Source organism: Amycolatopsis sp. cmx-11-32 (genome assembly GCF_047608695.1).
GTDB lineage: Bacteria > Actinomycetota > Actinomycetes > Mycobacteriales > Pseudonocardiaceae > Amycolatopsis.
The window spans coordinates 224,370-247,160 of record NZ_JADNQN010000008.1; the positions used below are offsets into that span (position 1 = coordinate 224,370).

At 69.8% G+C, this 22,791-nt stretch carries 15 protein-coding genes and 1 riboswitch; of the genes, 5 read left to right on the forward strand and 10 right to left on the reverse strand.

Annotated elements, in window-relative coordinates; genetic code table 11:
- Positions 1 to 85 precede the first annotated feature (85 nt).
- Complete coding sequence (locus ACM6LR_RS24650) at positions 86 to 1,654, reverse strand: ABC-F family ATP-binding cassette domain-containing protein (RefSeq protein WP_414944585.1); 1,569 nt, start codon at positions 1,652 to 1,654, stop codon at positions 86 to 88.
- 118 nt (positions 1,655 to 1,772) lie between these two features.
- Between ACM6LR_RS24650 and ACM6LR_RS24655 the strand changes: the two genes are divergently transcribed.
- Positions 1,773 to 2,861 (forward strand): dihydrofolate reductase family protein, encoded by a 1,089-nt coding sequence (locus ACM6LR_RS24655; RefSeq protein ID WP_414944586.1) that lies wholly within the window; start codon positions 1,773 to 1,775, stop codon positions 2,859 to 2,861.
- 201 nt (positions 2,862 to 3,062) lie between these two features.
- Here ACM6LR_RS24655 and cobN read toward each other — a convergent pair whose 3' ends face one another.
- The 4 genes from cobN to ACM6LR_RS24675 form a co-directional block, all read right to left on the reverse strand.
- A complete protein-coding gene (gene cobN / locus ACM6LR_RS24660; protein WP_414944636.1) occupies positions 3,063 to 6,644 on the reverse strand; it encodes a cobaltochelatase subunit CobN in 3,582 nt (1,193 codons plus the stop codon).
- Between the two features lie 53 nt (positions 6,645 to 6,697).
- A riboswitch (cobalamin riboswitch) is annotated at positions 6,698 to 6,774 on the reverse strand.
- Positions 6,775 to 7,702: 928 nt separating this feature from the next.
- Positions 7,703 to 7,945 carry a helix-turn-helix transcriptional regulator gene (locus ACM6LR_RS24665; protein WP_020634313.1) on the reverse strand — a complete coding sequence of 81 codons (243 nt, stop codon included), beginning with the start codon at positions 7,943 to 7,945 and terminating at the stop codon, positions 7,703 to 7,705.
- A gap of 3 nt (positions 7,946 to 7,948) precedes the next feature.
- Entirely contained in the window at positions 7,949 to 8,800 is an 852-nt protein-coding gene (locus ACM6LR_RS24670; RefSeq protein ID WP_414941117.1) for an ABC transporter permease, read from the reverse strand.
- Positions 8,800 to 9,705 carry an ABC transporter ATP-binding protein gene (locus ACM6LR_RS24675; RefSeq protein ID WP_414944587.1) on the reverse strand — a complete coding sequence of 302 codons (906 nt, stop codon included), beginning with the start codon at positions 9,703 to 9,705 and terminating at the stop codon, positions 8,800 to 8,802. Before ACM6LR_RS24675 ends, ACM6LR_RS24670 begins: the two co-directional genes overlap by 1 nt.
- A 98-nt stretch (positions 9,706 to 9,803) precedes the next feature.
- Here ACM6LR_RS24675 and ACM6LR_RS24680 point away from each other — a divergent pair, with 98 nt between their 5' ends.
- The 4 genes from ACM6LR_RS24680 (at position 9,804) to helR (ending at position 15,475) form a co-directional block, all read left to right on the forward strand.
- Positions 9,804 to 10,901 carry a precorrin-3B synthase gene (locus ACM6LR_RS24680; protein ID WP_414944588.1) on the forward strand — a complete coding sequence of 366 codons (1,098 nt, stop codon included), beginning with the start codon at positions 9,804 to 9,806 and terminating at the stop codon, positions 10,899 to 10,901.
- Positions 10,898 to 11,521, forward strand: a complete 624-nt coding sequence (locus tag ACM6LR_RS24685; RefSeq protein ID WP_414944589.1) for a precorrin-8X methylmutase — start codon at positions 10,898 to 10,900, stop codon at positions 11,519 to 11,521. Before ACM6LR_RS24680 ends, ACM6LR_RS24685 begins: the two co-directional genes overlap by 4 nt.
- Positions 11,518 to 13,023, forward strand: coding sequence for a precorrin-2 C(20)-methyltransferase (locus ACM6LR_RS24690; protein ID WP_414941113.1), 1,506 nt, complete (start codon positions 11,518 to 11,520; stop codon positions 13,021 to 13,023). Before ACM6LR_RS24685 ends, ACM6LR_RS24690 begins: the two co-directional genes overlap by 4 nt.
- A 274-nt stretch (positions 13,024 to 13,297) precedes the next feature.
- Positions 13,298 to 15,475 carry an RNA polymerase recycling motor ATPase HelR gene (gene helR, locus ACM6LR_RS24695; RefSeq protein WP_414944590.1) on the forward strand — a complete coding sequence of 726 codons (2,178 nt, stop codon included), beginning with the start codon at positions 13,298 to 13,300 and terminating at the stop codon, positions 15,473 to 15,475.
- Between the two features lie 344 nt (positions 15,476 to 15,819).
- Here the strand turns inward: helR and ACM6LR_RS24700 are convergent, their stop codons facing one another.
- From ACM6LR_RS24700 to cbiE, 5 genes are all read right to left on the reverse strand, one after another.
- Positions 15,820 to 18,921 (reverse strand): arabinosyltransferase domain-containing protein, encoded by a 3,102-nt coding sequence (locus ACM6LR_RS24700; RefSeq protein ID WP_414944591.1) that lies wholly within the window; start codon positions 18,919 to 18,921, stop codon positions 15,820 to 15,822.
- Between the two features lie 135 nt (positions 18,922 to 19,056).
- Entirely contained in the window at positions 19,057 to 19,863 is an 807-nt protein-coding gene (locus ACM6LR_RS24705; protein WP_414941192.1) for a cobalt-precorrin-6A reductase, read from the reverse strand.
- Positions 19,860 to 20,846 (reverse strand): Gfo/Idh/MocA family protein, encoded by a 987-nt coding sequence (locus ACM6LR_RS24710; protein WP_414941110.1) that lies wholly within the window; start codon positions 20,844 to 20,846, stop codon positions 19,860 to 19,862. The genes ACM6LR_RS24705 and ACM6LR_RS24710 overlap by 4 nt, the downstream gene beginning before the upstream one ends.
- A gap of 20 nt (positions 20,847 to 20,866) precedes the next feature.
- On the reverse strand, positions 20,867 to 21,628 hold the full coding sequence (gene cobM / locus ACM6LR_RS24715; RefSeq protein WP_414941109.1) for a precorrin-4 C(11)-methyltransferase: 762 nt from the start codon (positions 21,626 to 21,628) through the stop codon (positions 20,867 to 20,869).
- On the reverse strand, positions 21,625 to 22,761 hold the full coding sequence (cbiE, locus tag ACM6LR_RS24720) for a precorrin-6y C5,15-methyltransferase (decarboxylating) subunit CbiE (RefSeq protein ID WP_414941108.1): 1,137 nt from the start codon (positions 22,759 to 22,761) through the stop codon (positions 21,625 to 21,627). The genes cobM and cbiE overlap by 4 nt, the downstream gene beginning before the upstream one ends.
- Positions 22,762 to 22,791: the final 30 nt, after the last annotated feature.

Below are 22,791 nucleotides of genomic sequence, written 5' to 3' on the forward strand. Positions count from 1 at the left end.
AACCCGTAACACGCCACTGTAGGTGTTACGGGGCCAACCACACGCACCGGGCATGTCGCGAAAGACGCCACCTTCGCCGCAACCCTCAATAGATTTCCAACCATCGGGTGATGCCGAGGTCCTTCAGGAACGGCCGGTCGTGGCTCGCCACGATCAGCGCGCCCCGATAGGCCCGCAACGCCTCGGTGAGTCGCCTGACACTCGCCAGGTCGAGGTTGTTCGTCGGTTCGTCGAGCAGCAGCAGTTTCGGTGTCGGTTCCGTGAGCAGCAACGCCGCCAGCGCCGCGCGGAACCGTTCCCCGCCGGACAGTGACGCCACCTCACGGTCGGCCGTCGCGCCCCGGAACAGGAACCGGGCCAGCCGGGCGCGGATCTCGTTGTCGGTGAGCGACGGCGCGACGGTCCGGACGTTGTCCACTATGGACAGTGTGTCGTCGAGGACGTCGAGCCGCTGGGGGAGAAGCCGGGCGGGGACGAACAGCCCCACCTCGCCCGAACGCGGCGGGAGTTCGCCGGTGATCGTGCGGAGCAGGGTGGTCTTGCCGGAACCGTTCGGGCCGACGAGCGCGATCCGCTCGGGCCCCATGACGTGCAGGTTCACCGGCGGGCCGAACCGGGGGACGGCGTCGATCCGGAGCACGTCGTTCCCCGGGAACACCAGGGTTTCCGGGAGTTCGACCCGGATCTCGGCGTCCTCGCGCACCAGTTTCTCGGCGGCTTTCAGTGTTTCGACAGCGCCTTCCAGCCTGTCGGTGTGCAGGTTCCGGTGCTTGCCCGCCGCGATCTGCGCGTCCTCCTGGCGTTTGCGCATCCGGACCTTGGGTTCGCGTTTCTGATCCCACATCTTCTGGCCGTAGCGGGCCCGCCGGGCGAGCTTCATCCCGGCCTCGATCAGCTCCCGCTTCTGTCGTTTGACGTCGGATTCCGCAGCCCGGACATGCCGCCGCGCGGCTTCCTGGGCCACCTCGACGGCGTGCTCGTAGTCCGCGAGGTTTCCGCCGTAGGTGGTGACGTCGCCGTCGCGGATCTCGTCGATCCGGTCGACCAGCTGGAGCAGCTCGCGGTCGTGGGAGACCACCACGAGGATCCCGCTCCAGCCCGCCACCTCCCGGTGCACGACTTCACGGGCCCGAAGGTCGAGGTTGTTCGTGGGTTCGTCGAGCAGCAGCACGGCCGGTCGGCGCAGGAGCAGGGCGGCCAGCCCGAGCAGCGTGAGTTCGCCGCCGGACAGTTCGCCCGCCCGCTCGTCCAGGCGGACGGCACCCAAACCGAGCCTGTCGAGGATCGCGCGAGTGCGTTCCTCGACGTCCCAGTTGTCGCCGATGGTGGCGAAATCCTCTTCGGTGGCGTCACCACTCTCGACAGCCCTGATCGCCGCGCGGATCGCGGTGACGCCCAGCACGTCGTCGACGCGGCGGCCGGTGTCGAGGATGAGGTTCTGCGGCAGGTAGCCGATTTCCCCCGGCGCGGTGACCGAGCCGGACTCGGGCCGCAGCCTGCCCGCGAGCAGCCTGAGCAGGGTGGACTTGCCGGAACCGTTCGTGCCGACAAGGCCGGTGCGGCCGATACCTACGGTGAGCGAGAGGTGTTCGAAGACCGGGCCGCCGTCGGGCCAGGTGAAGGTGACGTCGGAAAGCGTCAGTGAAGTAGACATGAGACTCCCTGCGAAGGAGGTGGAATGCGGGCGCAGGTCCGTCTCACAAGATCATCGGGCCAGGATAGACCGCGCGCGGCTCCGGTGCGACCGATTTGGCGGGGGCATACTGGCGGACGTGATCGAACGCCCCCACGTCCTGCTGTCCGCCGCGGTCTCCCTGGACGGCTACCTCGACGACGCGACCGACACCCGGTTGGTGCTGTCCAACGAGGACGACTGGGCGAGGGTGGACGGGCTGCGCGCGGCCTCGGACGCGATCCTGGTCGGCGCGAACACCGTCCGGGCCGACAATCCCCGGCTGCTGGTCCGCTCACCCGGACTGGTTCGCGAGCGGGTCGCCGCCGGGCGGTCGGAACAGCCGGTCAAGGTCACGCTCACGCGGAGCGGGTCACTCGATCCGGCGGCGCAGTTCTTCACCGTCGGTGACGCGGAGAAGCTGGTCTATGCCCCGCCAGGCGTCGTCACCGGGGTGAAGGCGACCGTGGTCGAAGCTTTCGGCCTGCGGGAAATGCTGGCCGACCTCCACGCCCGCGGCGTGCGGCGGCTGATGGTCGAGGGCGGCGGCGCGATCCACACGCAGTTCCTCACCGAGGGACTGGTCGACGAACTGCACTTGGCCATCGCACCGTTCTTCGTCGGCGACCCGCGAGCGCCGAGGTTCACCGGGCCCGGCGCGTCCCCCCGAGGGCTGACGCTGACCCGGACGACGAAGCTGGGTGACATGGCCGTGCTGGAGTACCACGCCACGCCCGAACCGTCCGAAGTGGACATTCTGCGGCTGCGTGAGGCCATCGCCTTGGCCGACAACTGCCCGCCGCGCACTTTCCGCGTCGGCGCGGTCATCGCCGACACCGACGGCGAAGTGATCTCCACCGGCTACTCGGGCGACGGCGATCCGAACGACCACGCCGAAGAAGCCGCGCTCGCCAAGCTCGAACCAGGAGACCCGAGGCTGGCGGAGGCGACGATGTACACGTCGCTGGAGCCGTGCAGCTCCCGGACCTCACATCCGAGGAGCTGCACCCAGCTCATCCTCGACGCCGGTATCCCGCGCGTCGTGTTCGCCTGGCGCGAGCCGTCGGTGTTCGTCGACTGCGTCGGCGCCGAAACGCTGGAAGCGGCCGGACGCCGGGTGATCGAGGTACCAGCCCTCGCCGCCGACGTCCGCCGCGCGAACACCCATATCCCGGGTGTCCGCCCCTGACCTACTTGCAGGCGTCGCAGCAGCCGCAGCCCTGACCGGTGCAAGCCGAGCAGCAACCGTGGCGAAGCACGACCTTCAACAAGCGCTTGATCATCGCTGTCCTTCCGATCGTTGACGTCCCACCGCCCCTGTCACGCTAAGTTCTGCGCATACGACAGTGGTACCGCCGGGAGGGCCAAGAGACTGCTCCAGCGGGTGACGTCAGGATTCGAGGTCCCCCTCCAACGAGAGGTAGACCTCGCGCAGCTGAGCCAAAAGATCGGCGTCCGGCTCCGCCCAGAGCCCTCGATCGGCCGCCTCGTTCAGGCGCTCGATGATGCCGCGCAGCGCCCACGGATTGGCCTGGCGCAAGAACTCCTGATTGACCTCGTCCAGTACGTAGGATTCGGTGAGCTTCTCGTACATCCAGTCGCCGACCACCCCGGCGGTGGCGTCGAAACCGAAGAGGTAATCGACCGTCGCCGCCAGCTCGAAGGCGCCCTTGTAGCCGTGCTTGCGCATCGCGGCCAGCCAGCGCGGGTTGACCACGCGGGCGCGGAAGACGCGGGCGGTCTCCTCGCCGAGGGTGCGGGTGCGGACGGCGTCCGGAGTGGTGCTGTCGCCGACGTAGGACGCCGGAGCGGTCCCGGTGAGCGCGCGGACCGTCGCGATCATCCCGCCGTGGTACTGGAAGTAGTCGTCGGAATCGGCGATGTCATGCTCACGGGTGTCGGTGTTCTTGGCCGCGACCACGATCCGCTTGTACGAGTTCTCCATGTCCTCGCGCGCCGGCCTGCCGTCGAGGTCTCGGCCGTAGGCGAAGCCGCCCCAGACCGCGTAGACCTCGGCGAGATCCTTGTCGTCGCGCCAGTTCCCGGAGTCCATCAGCGGCAGCAGGCCAGCGCCGTACGCGCCGGGCTTGGAGCCGAAGATCCTCGTGGTGGCCCGGCGTTCGTCACCGTGCGCGGCCAGATCCGCGCGCGTGTGGGCGCGCACGAAGTTCTGCTCGTCCGGTTCGTCGAGGTTCGCCACGAGACGGACGGCGTCGTCCATCAGGGCGATCACGTGCGGGAAGGCGTCGCGGAAGAAACCGCTGATCCGCACGGTGACGTCGACGCGCGGGCGGCCGAGTTCGGCGAGCGGGATGGCCTCGATCCCGGTGACACGGCGCGACGCCTCGTCCCAGACCGGCTGGACACCCAGCAGCGCCAGGACTTCCGCCGCGTCGTCGCCCGAGGTGCGCATGGCCGACGTGCCCCAGACCGAGAGGCCGACCGAACGCGGCCAGTCGCCGGTGTCCTCCTTGTAGCGGCGAAGAAGTGAGTCGGCCAGTGCCTGCCCGGTCTCCCACGCGAGACGGCTCGGGATGGCCTTCGGGTCGACGGTGTAGAAGTTCCGGCCGGTCGGCAGCACGTTGATCAAGCCGCGCAGGGGAGAACCGCTGGGGCCCGCCGGGATGTAGCCGCCGTCCAGCGCGTGGAGCACGGCGTCGATCTCGGCGCCGGTGCCCGCCAGGCGCGGCACGACCTCGGTGGCGGCGAAGGTCAGCACGCGGGCGACCTCCTGGTGTTCCGGGACGTCGGCGACGACCTCGGCGACGGCGGCGGGAGACCAGTCGCGGGCCTCCATCGCCTCGACGAGCGAGCGCGCCTTCTGCTCGATGGCGTCCACTTCGGACAGTGGGGCGTCGCTGTTCTCCTTCAACCCCAAGGCGGAGCGAAGGCCCGGAACGGCACCCTGTTTGCCGCCCCACATCTGCTGGGCACGCAGCATCGCGAGCACGAGGTTGATCCGCGCCGCACCTTCCGGCGCGGCACCGAGGATGTGCAGGCCGTCGCGGATCTGGGCGTCCTTGACCTCGCACAGCCAGCCGTCGATGTGCAGCAGGAAGTCGTCGAACTCCGCGTCGTGCGGGCGTTCCTCGACACCGAGGTCGTGGTCGAGCTTCGCGGCCTGGATCAGCGTCCAGATCTGCGCGCGGACCGCGGGCAGCTTCGCCGGGTCCATCGCGGCGATGTTGGCGTGCTCGTCGAGAAGCTGTTCCAGGCGGGCCATGTCGCCGTAGCTCTCGGCGCGGGCCATCGGCGGGATCAGATGGTCGACGATCGTGGCGTGCGCGCGCCGTTTCGCCTGCGCGCCCTCACCGGGGTCGTTGATCAGGAACGGGTAGATCAGCGGCAGGTTGCCGAGGACGGCGTCCGGCGCGCAGGAGTCCGAGAGGCCCGCGGTCTTGCCGGGAAGCCATTCCAGCGAACCGTGCTTGCCGAGGTGGACGACGGCGTGCGCGCCGAACTCCTCCTCCAGCCAGCGGTAGGCGGCGAAATAGTGGTGGCTCGGCGGGAGGTCCGGGTTGTGGTAGATCGCCACCGGGTTCTCGCCGAACCCGCGGGGCGGCTGGATCATCAGGATGACGTTGCCGGACTGTAGCGACGCCAGGACGATGTCGCCGTTGTCGACGTAGAGCTCGCCGGGGGCGGGCCCCCAGTGCTCCTCCATCCCTTCGCGCAGTTCCGCGGGCAGCCCGGCGAACCACTCGCGGTACTTGTCGGCCGGGACGCGGATCGGGTTGCCGGACAGCTGCTCCTCGGTCAGCCATTCCGGATCCTGGCCGCCCGCGGCGATGAGCGCGTGGATCAGCGCGTCACCGTCCGGCTGATCGGTGCCGGTGGGCTCGACGCCGGGGAACGGGTCCTCGCCGAGGTCGTAGCCCCGGTCGCGCATGCGACGCAGCAGTTCGATCGCGGACGCGGGCGTGTCGAGGCCGACGGCGTTGCCGACGCGAGAGTGCTTCGTCGGGTAGGCCGACAGCATCAGCGCGATCTTGCGCTCCTGGGGCGGCGTGTGCCGCAGTCGGGCGTGCGCCAGCGCGATCTCGGCGACGCGGGACGCGCGCTCGGTGTCCGGCACGTACTTGGGGAGGCCGTCGTCATCGATTTCCTTGAACGAGAACGGGACGGTGATCAGGCGGCCGTCGAACTCGGGGACGGCCATCTGGTTGCCCGCGTCGAGCGGGGAGAGCCCGTCGTCGTTCGCCGACCAGGTCTCGCGGTCGCTGGTGAGGCACAGCGCCTGCAGAATCGGGATGTCGAGCGCGGCCATCTCGGCGACGTCCCATGCCTCGTCGTCCCCGCCCGCCCCGACCTCGGAGGGCTTGGTGCCGCCGGCGGCCAGCACGGTCACGAGAAGCGCGTCGGCCTTCGCCAGCTCGGCCATCATCTCCGGCTCGCGGGTGCGCAGGGACGCGCAGTGGACCGGGAGCGCGCGGCCCCCGGCGTCCTCGATGGCGTCGGAGAGGGCGTGGACGAACTCGGTGTTGCCGGACAGGTGGTGCGCGCGGTAGTAGAGGATCGCGATGACCGGGCCGCTTGTTCGCCGGGATGCGCGCTCGAGGACTCCCCAGAGCGGCTGCACCGCGGGCGGCTCGAAGCCGTCACCGGTGAGCAGGAGCGTGTCGCTCAGGAAGCGGTGCAGCTGTGTGAGGTTCTCGGGCCCACCCTGCGCGAGGTACGCGTGAGCCTCGGCAGCCGTCCCGGCCGGTACCGTCGAGAGCTTCATGAGCTGCGCGTCCGGCGTCTGCTCGCCGCCGAGGACGACCACGTGCGCGCCACTCGCGCGGACCGTGTCGAGCCCGTCGGACCAGCTACGCTCGGACCCGAGGATCCGGACGACGACGATCTGGGCGCCGTCGAGCAGAGCGGGCAACTCGGCGAGGTCGAGCCGGGCGGGGTTGGCCAGCCGGTAGTCGGCCTCACCGGCGCGGGCGCTGAGCAGGTCGGTGTCCGAAGTGGACAGAAGCAGGATCACGGCAGTCCTCACTCGGGGTGTCCGCGCCCCGGGTCGTGCGGTCGCGGCGGCCGGAGTTCCTGGCTTCCCCTCTTTGTGGCTGGGAGGGGTGACAGTGGCGGGACCGCCCCGGAGTCCCACCGGGTTCCTCCACTTGCCGACGCGTGGGTTCCCGCTCACTCTCCGGTGCGGTTCGGCGGGAGTCAAGGTGATGTGTCCGGCAGGGGTGTTTCCGCTGGTGGAGGGGTTCGCCGGAAGTGGTGGTTCGGTCTGGTGGGCCGGGCGCGGCGTTTCGGGTTCCGGTGGGCTCACGGCTGCCGACTCACCGTCCCGAATCTTCCCCGAGGTTCCAGATGGCGTGACCTCCGTTGTGCAAGCTCCGTGGCGGTGGCGCCCGTGCGCTCCGTCAGCCGTCGATATCGCCCATGACCTTCCGGAGTTAGTGTTGTCCGTTGACGTACAAGTCTTCACGCCACGAGACTCGATCTTCGCCAGGTACTGGCCCAACCCGGCGGTCGCCACCCTTGTCACCTGCACTGAAAAGTGATTCGGCCAGGTGTGCGCGGTTACCGCATTTAGTCGACTAATTGCGACACGCAGCTGCCCACCCCGATAACGAGATCATCGCCATTGGTCGGCGAGGTGGCGGGTCGGCCGGGCCTGGCGCAGGTGGAGGTCCCTTACCTTCCCCAACGCGGCTTTCCCTGACGCGGTCCCAGATTCTGTCGTGGGTCACCCGCACCAGATCCGCCGTCACGCCGTGTTCGCTCAGCATCCGAGCCGCGCCACCTCCGGCCGACAACAGTCCGGCGATCAGCTCGACAACGCCGAGTGAGCCAGACCGCAAGACCTCGAAAGCCTCACCGTCGACCGAGAAACCCTCGACGGTCTCAGTGGCCGGTGCCGAATTCGCCGCGACCGCTTTCTCCAGCTGCCACACGAGGACGTCGCGAGGAATCTCCAGCGAGACGAAGATGAAGTACCCGAAGCTCTCATCCAGGACGGCGAGCAGAAGCTCCTCGCCCCGATCCCATCCCGCCCCAGCCGCACGGCATGCGCGTGCGCCCGCTCCGGCAGACTCACGCCGACCGCTCCGAGGAATCGCCGATGCGCGGGAAGGGGGCGGTGGAGAAGATGATCTCCACCGCCACCTCGAAGAACCCCGCGATCCGCAACGCGAGGTAGAGGCTCGGGCTGTACTCGCCGCGTTCGAGGTAGCCGATGGTCTGGTAGTGCACGCCCAGCGCATCGGCGAGCTCGCGGCGGGAGATGCCCCGTTCCGCCCGTAGCATCGCGATCCGGTTGTAAACGACCTCGCTCATGAGCTAGCCAATTCGCTGCATCGCCTTTTCCCGTCGTGCCGCCACCGAGGACCCGGACTCCCGCCGCGCCATGCGCCGCAGGACGATCGGGGCCAGTGCCAATCCGATCACGGTCCACGCGGTCAGCACGCCGAGGGTCTCCCACGGCCGCCAAGACTGCCCGATCTCGATCATCACCGTCGAGTCCGGCAGCAGCGCCGACCGCATGCCGAGGCCGAGCCAGTACATCGGGAACACCTGCGCGATGCCCTGCAGCCATTCCGGCAGCGCGGTGATGGGGTAGAAGATCCCGGAGATCGCGCCAAGGCCGAGGGTGGGCAGCATGACCAGGCCGATGCTGCGCGCGTTCTTGGTCAGCGAGCCGAAGATCGCGCCGATCGGCATGGTGGCGAGCAGGCCGAGCACCAGCACCCACAGCAGGCCCAGCCACGACGTCAGCCCGCCGGGCGCGATGCCGTCGAACAGGACCAGGCTGGGGATCAGGACCAGCACGATTCCGATGACCGTGCTGAAGGACACCGTGACGACCTTGCCGATGAGATAGCCGACCATCCCGTTCGGGGTCGCCTTGGCGCGCAGGAGGGTGCCGTCCTCGCGTTCGACGGCGAGGATGCCGGCCATCCCGAGCATGCCGCTGAACACGATCGACGCGCCCAGCACGCTCGGCACGGTGGCGGCGCCGAGCGAGAACTCCGTTCCCGGCAGTTTCGCGTTGCGCATGAAGAACATGGCGATCACGAACATCGCCGGGAAGAGGAAGGTGTTGAACAGGTCTTCGCTGTTGGTCATCATCTGGCGGGCTTCGAGCCAGCCCCGTCGGATGCCCAGCCGGACGCTGTGCTGCACCGGGTTCATCACACACCCACCTCCGAGCGGGGAGCTTCGGCCTTGCGGACCAGGGTCATGTAGGTGTCCTCCAGTGACGCCCGGCGGACCTCCAGGTCGCCGACGGCGTCCCCGTGCTGCTTGAACAGTTCGTGCACGTACTTCGTCGATTCCGTGGTCGAGTGCACGAACCGCTGACCGTCCAGCGTCCAGCGCACCTCGGCCTCGCCGGCGATCTGCCTGCTCAGCGCGTCGGCGGAACCGTCGGCGACGATCCGGCCGTGGTTCAGGACCAGGATCCGGTCGGCCAGCTTCTCGGCTTCGTCGAGGTCGTGCGTGGTCAGCAGGATCGTCGTGTCGTCGTCATCGGTCAGCCGGTGCACGAGTTCGTGGAATTCGCGCCGGGCCTCCGGATCCAGTCCGGCGGTCGGTTCGTCGAGGAACAGCAGTTCCGGACGGCCGACGATGCCGATCGCGACATCCAGCCTGCGCCGCTGCCCGCCCGAGAGCATCCGGACCTTCTTGTCCGCGTGCTCGGTCAGCCCGACCGCGGCGACCAGTTCGTCCGGATCCCACGGCCGCTTGATGCGGTCGGTGGAGTACGGCGCATAGTAGCCGCCGAGGTGCTCCAGCAGTTCCCGAACCCGCCATTTCGCGTGGTCACGCCAAGCTTGGAGGACGACCCCCAGCCGCGCCCTCCAGTTCTCGTCCGCGCGTGCCGGGTCGATGCCCAGCACGCTGACCTCGCCCTCCGACCGCATCCGGAAGCCTTCGAGGATCTCGATCGTCGTGGTCTTGCCCGCCCCGTTCGGCCCCAGCAGGCAGATCACCTCGCCGCGGTGCGCGGTGAAGTCCACGCCGTGGAGGACGTCGTTCGTCCCGTACCGCATCCGAAGATCTTTGACGGAGATCATCAGCTCTTGTGGATCTCTCATTGGTCACCCCCATCTCAGTGCTGCGACTGAATGTAGCACACCTACTACATATGATCTGAGAGATACTCTTGCTCGGGGTGGCCATCTACAGTGAGCGCATGTCCACGAGCACGCGTGTCCGAGCCGACGCGTGCCCCGGCGTTTTCGCCACGCACGACGCCGCCGACGGTCCGCTCGCCCGGATCCGGCTGCCCGGCGGAGCCATCACGAAAGAGCAGCTCACGGTCCTCGCGGACGCCGCCGACGACCTCGGCGACGGCGCTCTCCACCTGACCTCCCGTGGCAACGTCCAGCTGCGCGGCGTCACCCGTCCGGGTCTCGCGAGCAGACTCTCCGCGGCCGGGCTCCTGCCCTCGCCGTCGCACGAACGCGTCCGCAACATCCTCGCCTCGCCCCTGAGTGGCACCGCCCAAGAACTCGCCCCGGCACTCGACAAGGCCCTGTGTGCCGTCCCTGAGCTGGCCGAACTTCCCGGACGCTTCCTCTTCGCCCTCGACGGCGGTCGCGGCGACGTCTCTGGGGAGGGCGCCGATGTCTGCTGGCGTGACGGCGCGTTGCTGCTCGACGGCGCAGACACCGGCCTGCGCGTCGCCGTGGAGAACGCCGTCGAGGCGTTGATCGCGGTCGCGCGCGCCTTCGTCCGGATCAGGGAAACCGCCTGGCGGGTCGGTGAACTCCACGACCCAGAACCACTTCTTCATGGCATACCGGGCGAAACCGAAGAACCCCGGATCTTCGACACGAACCCTGGCCTGCCCATCGGGCCTATCGGTGACGCCTTCGGGGTCGCGCCGGTCTTCGGCCGCCTGGCCGCCGAACAGGCGCGCGCGATCGTGAAGGCCGGGAACGCCGTGGTGACGCCGTGGCGCTCGATCCTCGTCTTCGGCACGTTGGACGACGACGCCGGCCTGATCACCGATCCGGCCGCGCCGTCGCTCGGGATCAGTGCCTGCATCGGGCGTCCGGGCTGCGCGAAGTCGCTCGCCGACGTCCGGGCCGACGCGGCGCGGGTCGGCCAGACCCCGAGGGTCCATTTCGCCGGTTGTGCGCGGCGGTGCGGAAAGCCCGCGCGTGAGCACGTCGACGTGCTCGCGGCGGAGGACGGTTATCTGGTCGACGGGGCATGGGTCCCGGTCGGCGACCTGGCCAGGACGTTGGCGCGGAAGGGCAGTGCCGAATTGAAGGGACAGCAGTGATCGACTACATCCGGGACGGGGCCGAGATCTACCGGCATTCGTTCGCCACCATCCGCGAGGAGGCGGATCTCGCGATCCTGCCCGACGACGTCGCGGTGCTGGCCGTGCGGATGATCCACGCGTGCGGGATGGTCGACCTGGTCGACGACCTCCGCTACAGCCTGGACGTGGTGGAGTCCGGCCGCGCGGCCCTCGAAGCGGGTGCGCCGATCTTCTGCGACGCGAACATGATCGCATCCGGCGTGACCCGCAAACGTTTGCCTTCGGCCAACGAGGTGCTGTGCACGTTGTCCGACCCGAAGGTGCCGGGGCTGGCCGAGCGGATGGGCACCACTCGCTCCGCGGCGGCGCTGGAGCTGTGGCGCGACAAGCTGCCCGGCTCCGTGGTGGCGATCGGCAACGCGCCCACCGCGTTGTTCCGCCTGCTGGAACTGCTCGACGAGGGCGTCGGTGCCCCGGCGGCGATCATCGGCGTCCCGGTGGGCTTCGTGGGCGCCGCCGAGTCCAAAGTGGAGCTCGTGCAGCGTGCTCCCGCGCCGTACCTGGTGGTGCACGGACGCCGCGGCGGCAGCGCGATGGCCGTCGCCGCGATCAACGCGATGGCGAGTGAGGTCGAATGAGCGGGCTCGGAAAACTCTGGGGCGTCGGGCTCGGACCCGGTGACCCGGAACTGATGACGGTCAAGGCCGCGCGGCTGATCGGCGAGGCCGACGTCATCGCCTATCACAGCGCGCGGCACGGCCGGAGCATCGCGCGTTCGGTCGCCGAGCCGTACCTGCGGGACGGCCGGATCGAGGAGAAGCTGGTCTACCCGGTCACCACCGAGACCACCGACCACCCCGGCGGCTACGAAGGCGCCATCGCCGATTTCTACGAACTGAGCGCGAAACGGCTTGCCGAACACCTCGACGCCGGACGTGACGTGGTCGTCCTCTGTGAAGGCGACCCGTTCTTCTACGGCTCCTACATGTACATGCACGAACGGCTCGCCGACCGCTACGAGGCGACCGTGGTTCCCGGCGTGACGTCGGTCAGCGCGGCGTCGTCGGTGCTCGGCCGTCCGCTGGTGCAGCGCGACGAGGTCCTCACCATCCTGCCCGGCACGCTGCCCGCGCCGGAACTCGCGCGACGCCTCGCCGACACGCAGGCCGCGGCGGTGCTCAAGCTCGGCCGCACGTTCGGCAACGTCCGCGAGGCACTGGCCGAAGCCGGGAAACTGGACGATGCCGTGTACGTCGAACGGGCGACCTGGCCGACGCAGCGCGTCGAGCCGCTCGCCGGCGTCGACCCGGACTCGGTGCCGTACTTCTCGCTGGCGCTGCTGCCCAGCCCGGCCTACGCGTCGCGTCTCGCGGGGGAGCAGGAGACGGCGAAGCCCGCTGAAACCCACACCGGTGGCGAAGTCGTGGTCGTCGGCCTCGGCCCGGCTGGCCCGGACTGGCTGACCCCTGAAGCGACCGAGGAACTGGCCGCGGCGGAGCACATCGTCGGCTACGGCCCGTACGTCGCGCGGGTGCCGCAGCGTGCGGGCCAACAGCGGCACGCGTCGGGTAACCGGGTCGAGGCGGACCGCGCCGTCGAGGCGCTCGAGTTGGCCGCGAACGGCGCCAAGGTCGCGGTGGTGTCCTCGGGCGACCCAGGTGTGTTCGCGATGGCGTCGGCCGTGCTGGAGCAGGCCGCCGCCGGACACGGCACGGGGACGCGGGTCCGGATCGTGCCGGGGGTGACCGCCGCGCAGGCGGCCGCGTCCCGGGTCGGCGCCCCACTGGGGCACGACTACTGCGTGCTCTCACTGTCCGACCGGCTCAAGCCGTGGGAGATCATCGAGAAGCGGCTCGACGCCGCGGGTGCCGCGGATCTCGTGCTCGCGCTGTACAACCCGGCGTCGCGCACGCGGACCACGCAGCTCGCACAGGCCCGCGACGTCCTGCTCCGGCATCGCGCGCCGGAGACGCCGGTGGTCGTCGCCCGCGACGTCGGCGGCCCGGAGGAGGACATCCGCGTCGTCACCCTCGGCACGCTGGATCCGGCGAGCGTGGACATGCGCTGCCTGCTGATCGTGGGCTCGTCGAAGACTCGCGCCGAGAACGGCATCGTCTGGACACCGCGCAGCTACGAGTGACGGCCCAGCCCCGCGTTGCGCGCCTGCCGGACCGTCCGGTTGCGAGACGTCGGCGAACTGGCCTCGAGTGGCTCTGGGCGATGGACGACTCCCGGGCCAGGACCGGTGCCGGGAAGAGTGGAAGAGGTACTTTCCGGGGCTCGAAAACTTGCCACCGGATGGATGAGCGACTCTCTCCGTAATAAACATATAGCGCATAGGGGGACTTGCCGCAAGACCCCGGTCATGCTTCAAACTCACTCGCCGTAGCCGAAACCTGGCGAAATGGGAGTCTGTGTCAACTCAGGGTCATGAAGAAGAGCTGCTGTCCGAGCGCGAGTACGTCGCCGGGCTCTACGCGCGCCTGGACGCCGAGCGAGCGCGGGTGAAGGGCGAGCACCAGGCAGCGCTGGGGGGAACCGGCGGGACGGCCATGGAACGCGACGTCGAGGTGCGGGCGCTGGCCAGGGAGTCGCGGCGGCTGGAAGTCGTGGACAACGGACTGTGCTTCGGCAGGCTGGACAGCGTCGCGGGGGAGACCTTCCACATCGGCCGCATCGGGCTCTTCGACGAGAAGAACGACTACGAGCCGGTGCTGCTCGACTGGCGGGCACCGGCGGCGCGCCCGTTCTACACCGCGACCGGTGCGACACCGGAAAAGATGCGCCGTCGCCGTCAGTTCCGCACGCGCGGGCGCGAGGTGCTCGGGTTCACCGACGAGGTGTTCGGCCGTCCCGGCGGTGACGCGGAGGGTGACGCGGCGCTGCTCGCGGCCGTCAACGCGCCGCGCGGCGAGGGCATGCGCGACATCGTCGCGACGATCCAGGCCGAACAGGACGAGATCATCCGGCACGAGCACCCCGGTGTGCTGGTGATCGAGGGCGGGCCGGGTACCGGGAAGACCGTGGTGGCGCTGCACCGCGTCGCGTACCTGCTCTACACCCAGCGCGAGCGGATGGAACGGCACGGCGTGCTCGTGGTCGGGCCGAATCCGGCGTTCCTGCACCACATCGGACGGGTTCTGCCGTCGCTGGGCGAGACCGACGTGGTGTTCATGACCACCGGCGACTTCGTCCCCGGCAAACACGTCACCGCCGAGGACGGTCCGGAGGCGGCGCGGCTCAAGGGCTCGCTGAAAATGCTGGACGTCCTGGCCGCGGCCGTCGCCGATCGGCAGTCGCTGCCGGAGGAGCCGCTGCCGATCGACCTGTCCGACGTCACCGTCCGGATCGACGCCGAAACCGCGGACTGGGCAAGGGAGGAGGCGCGCAAGAGCGGGTTGCCGCACAACGAAGCGCGCGCGGTGTTCACCGACATCGTCACCTACGTCCTGACCGAGCGGGCGATCGCGCGGATCGGCCGCGGCTGGCTGAGCCGGGACGACCGTGACGAATGGGAGCGGCTGCGCAAGGACCTGCTCAAGGAGCTGGCGGAGAGCGAGACGTTCACCGCCGCGCTCGACGCGCTCTGGCCGATCCTGACGCCGGAAAGCCTGCTGGGGTCGCTCTTTTCGTCGTCGGAACGGCTTCGTGCGGCGGGCGCCGACCAGGCGCTGCTGCGTGCCGACGGTGCGGCATGGACGGTGTCGGACACGCCGCTGCTCGACGAACTCGTCGACCTCCTCAGCCGGGACACGGCGGCGGAGAAGGCGGCCGAGGCAGCCGTCGAGCGGGCGAAGAAGGCCGAGGCCGAGTACGCCGAAGGTGTGCTGGACACGATGAAGCTGGACCGCGAGGAGATGGACGAGGACGTCCTGCTGTCCGCCGAAAACCTGCTCTTCGCCGACGAACTCGCCGATCGCTTCGTCGAGCACGACACGCGCGGCCTCGTCGAACGCGCTTCCGCGGACCGGGACTGGACGTACCGGCACGTCGTGGTCGACGAGGCGCAGGAACTGTCCGAAATGGACTGGCGGGTGCTGATGCGCCGTTGCCCCAACCGGTCCTTCACCGTCGTCGGCGACCTCGCGCAACGCCGGTCCGAGGCCGGGGCACGGTCGTGGGGCTCGATGCTGGAGCCGTACGTGCCGGGCCGGTGGGTCTACCGGTCCCTGACGGTGAACTACCGCACCCCGGCGGAGATCATGGCCGTCGCCGCCGCTGTGCTCGCCGATTTCGCACCCGAGGTCCGGGCACCGGATTCGGTCCGCTCAAGCGGTGTCCTGCCGTGGGCTCGGCCGGTCACCGACGACTCGCTGGCCGGCGCCATCGAGGAGTTCGTCAAGGACGAAGCCGGCCGTGAAGGCACCAGCGTCGTGATCGGACCGCCCGGGGTACCGGGCACCGTGCCCGCCTCGGAGACAAAGGGCCTCGAGTTCGACGCCGTCCTCGTCGTGGACCCGGTGCGGATCCTCGCCGACGGGCCGCGGGGTGCGGCCGAGCTCTACGTCGCGCTCACTCGCGCGACCCAGCGGCTCGGGGTCCTGCACGACGGTCCGCTGCCGCCGGCGTTGGCCGTGCTGGCTGTCCGGTGAGCGATGGGTTTCGTGAGGGGTAGGGACGGTTCTATCAAGGGGTGTGTGGAAATAGGGACGTTGAGTGTCCCTATTTCCACCCACCCCCCGGGCAGCGGGACCGGTCACCGGCACGCGTGAGCCGACGGACGACACGCGTGATGGGATGGACGACACTCGTGTCCAGACGGACGACTCGCCGCGCAGCCTGGCCGCACGTGTGTCGTCCATCTGGTCACGTGACATCGCCACTGGCTGAAGGGGCCCATCACCGCGTCTCATGCGGTGATGGGCCCCTTCGCTGCGTCTTACGCGGGGAAAGTCCCCTTCAGCTCCGAGCACGTCAGCTCCTAGCACGTCAGCTCCTAGCGCGTCGGGTCCTTGCCGTTCGGCTGCCGCGGTCCCGGACCCGGCGACCACCAGCCGGGCACGACCTTCTCACCGTGGATGATCGTCGGAGCGATCCCCTCGGTGAACGGTTCGACCTGCAGCAGCTGTCCCCACGACTGACTCGGCTGGCCGATCAGGTAACTGGGCACCTCGGGTTCGGCCGCGACCTCTTCGAGCCAGCCGATCGGGCCGCCGTTGGTACTGGACGCCCAGTTCGCCTCGTCGGCGACGGCGCCCGCGGTGATCCGGTACTCGGGCATCTTCGAGATGCCGTCGTGCGAGGTCACCGGCTGCACACACGGGTAGACGAACGACGCGGGCCAGTCGACGTACACCGGCTTGCCCGCGATCTTCTCGGTCAGCGTGGTGAACGTCGGGACGCGGGGTGCCGACGCGGCGATCCAGCCGTCCTCGGTGAGGTCGTTGTCGACGATGTTGATCCGCACGGACGTCGTCTCGGCCGGCAGGTCACGCAGGTTGATCCGGGTGTCGTTCCAGCCGTTGGTCCCCGCGCCCGGCGGAAGTACGAACTGGCTGCGAAGCACCTTCACGCCTTCGCCGGTGTTCACGCCGTAGTCGAGGCTGACCGACGTCGGCCGCCGTGATGCTCCGGCGGTGGCGACCACGATCTGGCCGTCTGCGGGCTTTTCGGCGAGGGCGTACCAGTCGCCGCGCAGCCGCCCGGCCCGCGTTTCGGGGTCGAGGAAACTGCTCCACATCGGCACTTCGTCGGGTTTGAAGCCGTGCGGCGGTTCGGCCAGCGGGTCCTTGTCGTCGATCGCGCGGGTGTGGAACCCGGTCTGCACGCGGCCGTTGTCCTGCCCCGGATCGGGCAGCGGCGGGGTCGCCCCGGCGGGCGGCTCCTCCTTCTTCACCGGCACCGTCCGCTGTTCGGGCTGGGCCCGCAGGATGCTGGTCGCGGCGTCCCGTTCCACCATCACGTGGTCGGAGAGGTTGCAGCTCTTGCCGGACAGATGCCCGAAGTTCGCGGCGCCGAGACTGTAGGAACCGGCTTGGTTGTGGATCGCCCACGCCATGCTGACGAACTCGCCCGTCGCCATCAGGCCACAGACCACCGCCAGCGAGAGCGACCCGAGCCGCAGCGACCGGCCCCGGCCTTCCTGCGGCCCCGCGGGCAGCCCCGGCCGGTGCGCGCGGACGTTCTCCACGAACGCGTACACCCCGGAGATCGCGGCCGCGACCAGCAGGATCGTCGACAGCGGGATCCCGCCGATCGAAGGCGCCACCGCGGTCCACTGCACGCCCAGTTTCGACACGAACCAGAACGAGTTGGGTCCGGTCGCGGCCAGCGCGCCGACCACGAGCAGCCCGGCGAGGAACGCCGCCCGGTTACGCCTCGACCGCAGCACCGTCGAACTGGTCGCCAGCGCGGTCAGCGCCGCCATGGCCGCGCCGACCGCGGCGAACGCGCCGAAGTGGTGCGTCCACTTGGTCGGGGTCAGCGCGAGCAGCAGGAAGAACAGCGCGACCGTGCCGATCAGGCGACGGCTGGGGCCGAGCGCGGCACCGGGGATCCGGCCGCGGCGCAGCAGCACCACCAGGCAGGCCCCGGTGCACAGCAGGACGAGCAGCACGGGGAACCGCCGTGGCGCCGATCCGTCCGGCAGGCTCTCGAAGAGCAATTGGTAGCGCGCGAGTTCCTGGAACCACGACAGGTTCGGGCCGACCTGGGTGCGGATCCGGGTCGCCTCCTGCACGGTGGCGAAGGTCTGGTCGGCGAACACCACGACCAGCACCAGCAGCCCGGCGGCCAGCACCGGCGCGAGCACCGGCAGCCAGCCGTTCTCGGCGCGCTGGCGGACCAGTTTGAACAGCGGCCGGGCGGCGACCAGGAACGGCGCGACCGCGATCAGCCCGGTCGGCGTCGCGGCCAGGGTGAACCCGGCCGCGGTGAGACCGAGGGCCAGCGGCAGCAGGCGACGGGTCACCAGCGCGCGCTCCACGGCGCAGATCGCCAGCAGCGAGCCCAGCGCGGCGACCGGTTCCGGCCGGACGCCGTTGTTGAACGGCATCCACCAGACCAGGAAGACCGCGGCGGCGGCCCAGCCCGCCGCGCGGCTCGTCCGGACCTGGGTGCCGAGGCGCGGCATGACCTCGCGGCTGATCAGCAGCCAGCTCAGCACGCCGAGCAGGAACGACGGAAGCCGGATCCACGGCGGCACCGTGCTGACGTGCGCCATCAGCTGATACACGTGGTAAAACCAGCCGAACGGCGCTTCGGCGACGCCGAACCAGCGGTGGTAGTTGGTCAGGTAGCCGGTCTCTTCGGCCACTCTCGCCATCGTGAGGATGTAGCCGTCGTCGGAGGTGACCGGGCCGATGAAGACCCACGCGCCGAGCGCGACGGTCACCGTGGCGTCGCGGGCGGTCAGCCGCCACCAGCCGACCGGCGCCCAGCGCGGCGCGCGGCGGGCGAAACCGGAGTCCATCCGCCACACCGCGATCAGGCAGCCGATGAACGACAGCGCCGCGAGCACGCCGATGATCCACTTCAAGACCGTCGGCGACGTCTGGTAGCGGGTGTCCGGGACGACCGAGACGTGCACGCCGCCGATCGGGTCCTTGCCCGCATTGATCGACGAGTAGATCCCGACCAGCCGCGGCCGGACGTCACCCTCGGCGTGGAACACCACGGTCCCGGCGACGGTCAGCGTCATCTGGTTCGCGTCCGCCGACAGTTCGACGTCGCAGTTGCTCTCCGGCAGCGGCTGCTGCACGATCTGCTGACCTTGGCTGACGGCGAGCAGTACGCCGTTGTCGATGCGCAACTGCAGGCCGACGCCCTTGCCTGCCCGCGGGTCGGTGCGGCCGTCGGGCACGGTGGAGAACAGCAGTGCCTGGCCCTGCGAACGCGCGTCCAGCGAACGGACGGTCGGGCACGGCAGATCGACGCGCAGGTCCTGTGCCCAGTACCCGGTCAGGGGCGCGTTGACGGAGCGGGTGTCGCCGCCCGTTGGCCAGACGACCTCCGCTGTGTCCTGCACCACCGGCAGGAAGGGGAAAGCCAACGCGCACAAGGCGGACAGCAACCCCAGCGTGACAGCGATCAGACGCATCGGCGCAACGCTAACGGGTCTGATCCGAACGGCTTACGCAGGGCTGCCCTTCGTCGTGACGCTGAGCCGGTGGGCGGAGCTGAGGGCGGTTCCGGGAAGGTGACCGTACGCGAACCCGCCCTGGCCGAAGGCACGCTATCGCGGTGGCAGGGCGCCATTTCCGAATAGGTGGCGTGGATGACGAGGTGGCGTCCTGCCGACGTCGATCGCGGGTTCACCAAGGGCCCTGAGCCAGATCAAGGCGTCCTGAACTGTCGTTACGCCGTCCGTCCCAGGTCGCCGCGGCCGCCGGACGACGACCACGGGGAGGGCGAGTTCGCGGGCCGCGGTGAGCTTCGCCGCGGTCATCGCGCCGCCGCTGTCCTTGGTGACGAGTACCTCGATGCCGTGCCGTTCCATCAGCGCGCGTTCCTTGGCGGGCTCGTACGGTCCGCGGTCCAGCAGGACTTCGTGCCGACGGGGGAGCGGCGCCTCCGGCGGATCGACGCAGCGGATCAAGAACCACAGATCGAGCTGGGCGAAGGCGGCGAGCCCTTGACGTCCGCTGGTGAGGAACACGCGTTCGCCGAGGGCCGGGAGCAGCCGCGCGGCGTGGCCGAGGTCGTCGGCCCAGTGCCAGGTGTCGCCGGGCTGTCCGGCCCAGCCGGGCCTGGCCAGTCTCAGCAACGGTGTGCCCGTCTCACGGGCGGCTTCCACCGCGTTGGCGCCGATGCGTTCGGCGAAAGGGTGCGTGGCGTCGATCATCGCGGCGATGTCGTTCTCGGTCAGCCAGCGCGCGAGACCTTCCGGGCCGCCGAAGCCGCCGACGCGGACTTCGCCGTCCGGCAGCTTCGGACGCGCGACGCGGCCCGCGAGCGATGACACGACGTGCTCGCCGCGTGCCGCCAGCTCCTTCGCGAGTTCCCGGGCTTCGCCGGTGCCGCCCAGGATCAGCAGCGTCATCGGGCCACGGCCGCGCGCCACCGTTCCAGCGTGCGCAGGTTGGCGATCGTCTCCGCCCAGGTGAGTTCGGGTGCTTGCCGGTCGGCGAGATGCGCGGCGACGTGGTCGGCTTCGCGGGCGAAGAGGCCTTGCGTCGCCTCGACTTCGATCACCTCGGGCTCGCCGCCTTCGGGCGTGAGGATGATTTGCGAGGTCTTCGGCTTGCGCATTTCGTGGATCCACGCCGGCTTCGGCACGTACAGCTGTCCTCGTGAGCCGTAGACGCGGATGTGGTCGTCCTGGGTGAGCTGGAAGCCGCAGGCCACCTGCGCGAGGATGCCGCCGGGCAGCCGCAGCAGCCCGAACGCGACCTCGTCGATGCCGTTCTCGTCGAGCCTCGCCATCCCGAGCACCTCTTCGGGCTCGACGACGTCCTGCCCGGTCGCCGCCTGCGAGACGAGCCGCGCGAGCGAGGTGCAGTAACACCCGACGTCGAAGATCCCGCCGCCACCCAGCGCGGGATCGGTGAGCCGGGGGACGGCGAAGTCGTAGCTGAAGGCGACGTCCACGGCACGGACCTCACCGATGGCGCCGCCGGAGATCAGCTCGGCCAGGCGGCGGATCTGCGGGTGCAGCCGGTACATGAACGCCTCCATGAGGAAGACGTCGTTGACGCGGGCCGCCTCGATGACCTTCTCGGCTTCGCTGACGGACACCGTCAGGGGTTTCTCGCACAGGATGTGCTTGCCAGCCTCGGCCGCGCGGATCGCCCACTCGCCGTGCAGCGGATGCGGCGTCGAGATGTAGATCGCGTCGACGTCCGGGTCGGCGAGAAGGTCTTCGTAGGAGCCGTAGCACTTCGGGATCTCGAAGCGGCTCGCGAACTCGGCCGCCCGGTCGCCGGAGCGCGCGGCGACGGCCTCCAGCACACCGTGCTTGCTCTCTGCGACGCCCGCCGCGAACTCGGCGGCGATGGTCCCGGCGGCCAGCAGGCCCCAGCGCACGTTTTCAGGTTGACCCAGTTTCACAGTGACTCCGGTTGGTTCGCGCGATCTCGGGTGGCCGAGTACAGGAAACTGTCGGGAAATCCTTCGGCGGCAAGGACTTCCCCGACGAAGATCATCGCCGCGCGGCTGATCCCGGCTTCGCGGGACTGGGCGGCGATGGTGCCGAGCGTTCCGCGCAGCACCTGCTCACCCGGCTGACTCGCCAGCGCCACCACCGCCGCCGGGCAGTCGTCCCGATAAAAGGGGCGCAATTCGTCGACTGCTTGCTCGACGCGGTTGATCGCCAGGTGCAGCGCGAGCGTGGTGCCGGTGCGCGCGAAGTTCGCCAGCGTTTCACCCGGTGGCATGGCCGTGGAGCGGGCCTGCGCCCGCGTGATGACCAGGCTCTGGCCGACCTCGGGCACGGTCAGTTCGCGCTTGAGCAGCGCGGCCGCGGCGGCGAACGCGGGTACGCCCGGGGTGACGTCGTAGGGGACTCCGGCCACGTCGAGGCGACGCATTTGTTCGGCGACCGCGCTGTAGAGCGACGGGTCCCCGGAGCACAGCCGCGCGACCTCGTGACCGCTCCGGTGGGCCTCGACCATGCGCTCGACGATCGCGGGCAGATCGAGGTTCGCGGTGTCGACGAGCACTGCCTCCGGAGGGCAGTAGGCGAGCAGGTCCGTCGGCGTCATGCTGCCGGGGTAAAGGCAGGTTTCGCAGCGACCGAGCAGGTCACGGCCCCGCACGGTGATGAGGTCGGCGGCACCGGGGCCCGCGCCGATGAAATGCACTGTCATGCCCTGCTCCATTGTGTCACGACCCGCGCCGGGGTCCAGCCGGTGAATCCGCCCAGCGGCGCGGCCTGTTCGACGCCGACGCGGATCAGTTCGCCACCGTGTTCGGCATAGGCACGGGCCAACGTCTGCTCGGATTCGAGAGTGACGCCGTGTGCCACCAGCCGCGCGCCGGTCGCCAGACAGGCGTCCAGAACACCCGGAACGGTCACTCCGCCGCCGAGGAAGATCGCGTGCGGCTTGGTCAACCCTTCGAGTGCTTCCGGCGCGGCACCGATCACCACGTCGAGTTCCGGTACCCCGAGCGCGTGCGCGTTCCGGATGATCCGGGCGGCTCGCTCCGGCGACCGCTCGATCGCGATCGTCCGGTTCAGCGGATGCACCCGGGACCACTCGATCCCGACGCTGCCCGCGCCCGCGCCGACGTCCCACAGCAGTTCGCCGGGTGATGGCGCGAGCCTGGCCAGCGCGGACGCGCGGAGGTCGCGTTTGGTGAGCTGGCCGTCGTGCTCGAAGGCGTCGTCCGGAAGACCGGTCAGCGGCAGCGCGGGCCCGTCGGCTTCGACGGCGAACACGGTCAGCGAGCCTGGGCCGACCCGCTCGTCGGGGCCGCCGAGGTCGGACAGCGCGATGACGCGGCTCCGGCCGTAACCGCGGGCTTTGAGCAGGTCACGCAGGTCTACGTCGTTCGCCCCGAGGACGAGGATCCTGCGGCCCGGCGCCAGTGCCCGGCTCACCCGGCCGATCGCGCGGCCGACGACGGTGACGACCTCGGTCTCTTCCGCCGACCAGCCGAGCCTCGCGCGGGCGAGTGTCACCGAGGAGAGCGCGGGCAGGATCTGGACGTCGTAGCCGCGCTGGATGAGCGTCGTGCCGATGCCGGACAGCAGGGGATCGCCGCTGGCCAGCACGCAGACGCGGCCCCTGTCCGCGAGGAAGTCGTCCAGAGCGGGGAGTAGCGGGCTGGGCCACGCTTCGGTTTCCACGTCTTCGGGCAGGGACGCGAGCTGTCTCGGTGAGCCCACGACGACGTCCGCGTTCAGCACCGCTTCCCTGGCCTGCCCGGACAGGCCGGACCAGCCGTCGGCTCCGATCCCGACGACCGTGAGGGGTGATTCTTCGCGCACGCTCGTCACGTTAGATGACGCTTTTCCTATGCGATGATC

What these genes read in the sequence shown, in the direction of transcription:
- ACM6LR_RS24650 (WP_414944585.1), bottom strand. Translation starts at nt 1,654, where the DNA reads ATGTCTACTTCACTGACGCTTTCCGACGTCACCTTCACCTGGCCCGAC.
- ACM6LR_RS24665 (WP_020634313.1), bottom strand. Translation starts at nt 7,945, where the DNA reads ATGAGCGAGGTCGTTTACAACCGGATCGCGATGCTACGGGCGGAACGG.
- ACM6LR_RS24670 (WP_414941117.1), bottom strand. Translation starts at nt 8,800, where the DNA reads ATGAACCCGGTGCAGCACAGCGTCCGGCTGGGCATCCGACGGGGCTGG.
- ACM6LR_RS24675 (WP_414944587.1), bottom strand. Translation starts at nt 9,705, where the DNA reads ATGAGAGATCCACAAGAGCTGATGATCTCCGTCAAAGATCTTCGGATG.
- ACM6LR_RS24680 (WP_414944588.1), top strand. Translation starts at nt 9,804, where the DNA reads ATGTCCACGAGCACGCGTGTCCGAGCCGACGCGTGCCCCGGCGTTTTC.
- ACM6LR_RS24690 (WP_414941113.1), top strand. Translation starts at nt 11,518, where the DNA reads ATGAGCGGGCTCGGAAAACTCTGGGGCGTCGGGCTCGGACCCGGTGAC.
- ACM6LR_RS24700 (WP_414944591.1), bottom strand. Translation starts at nt 18,921, where the DNA reads ATGCGTCTGATCGCTGTCACGCTGGGGTTGCTGTCCGCCTTGTGCGCG.
- ACM6LR_RS24705 (WP_414941192.1), bottom strand. Translation starts at nt 19,863, where the DNA reads ATGACGCTGCTGATCCTGGGCGGCACCGGCGAAGCCCGGGAACTCGCG.
- cobM (WP_414941109.1), bottom strand. Translation starts at nt 21,628, where the DNA reads ATGACAGTGCATTTCATCGGCGCGGGCCCCGGTGCCGCCGACCTCATC.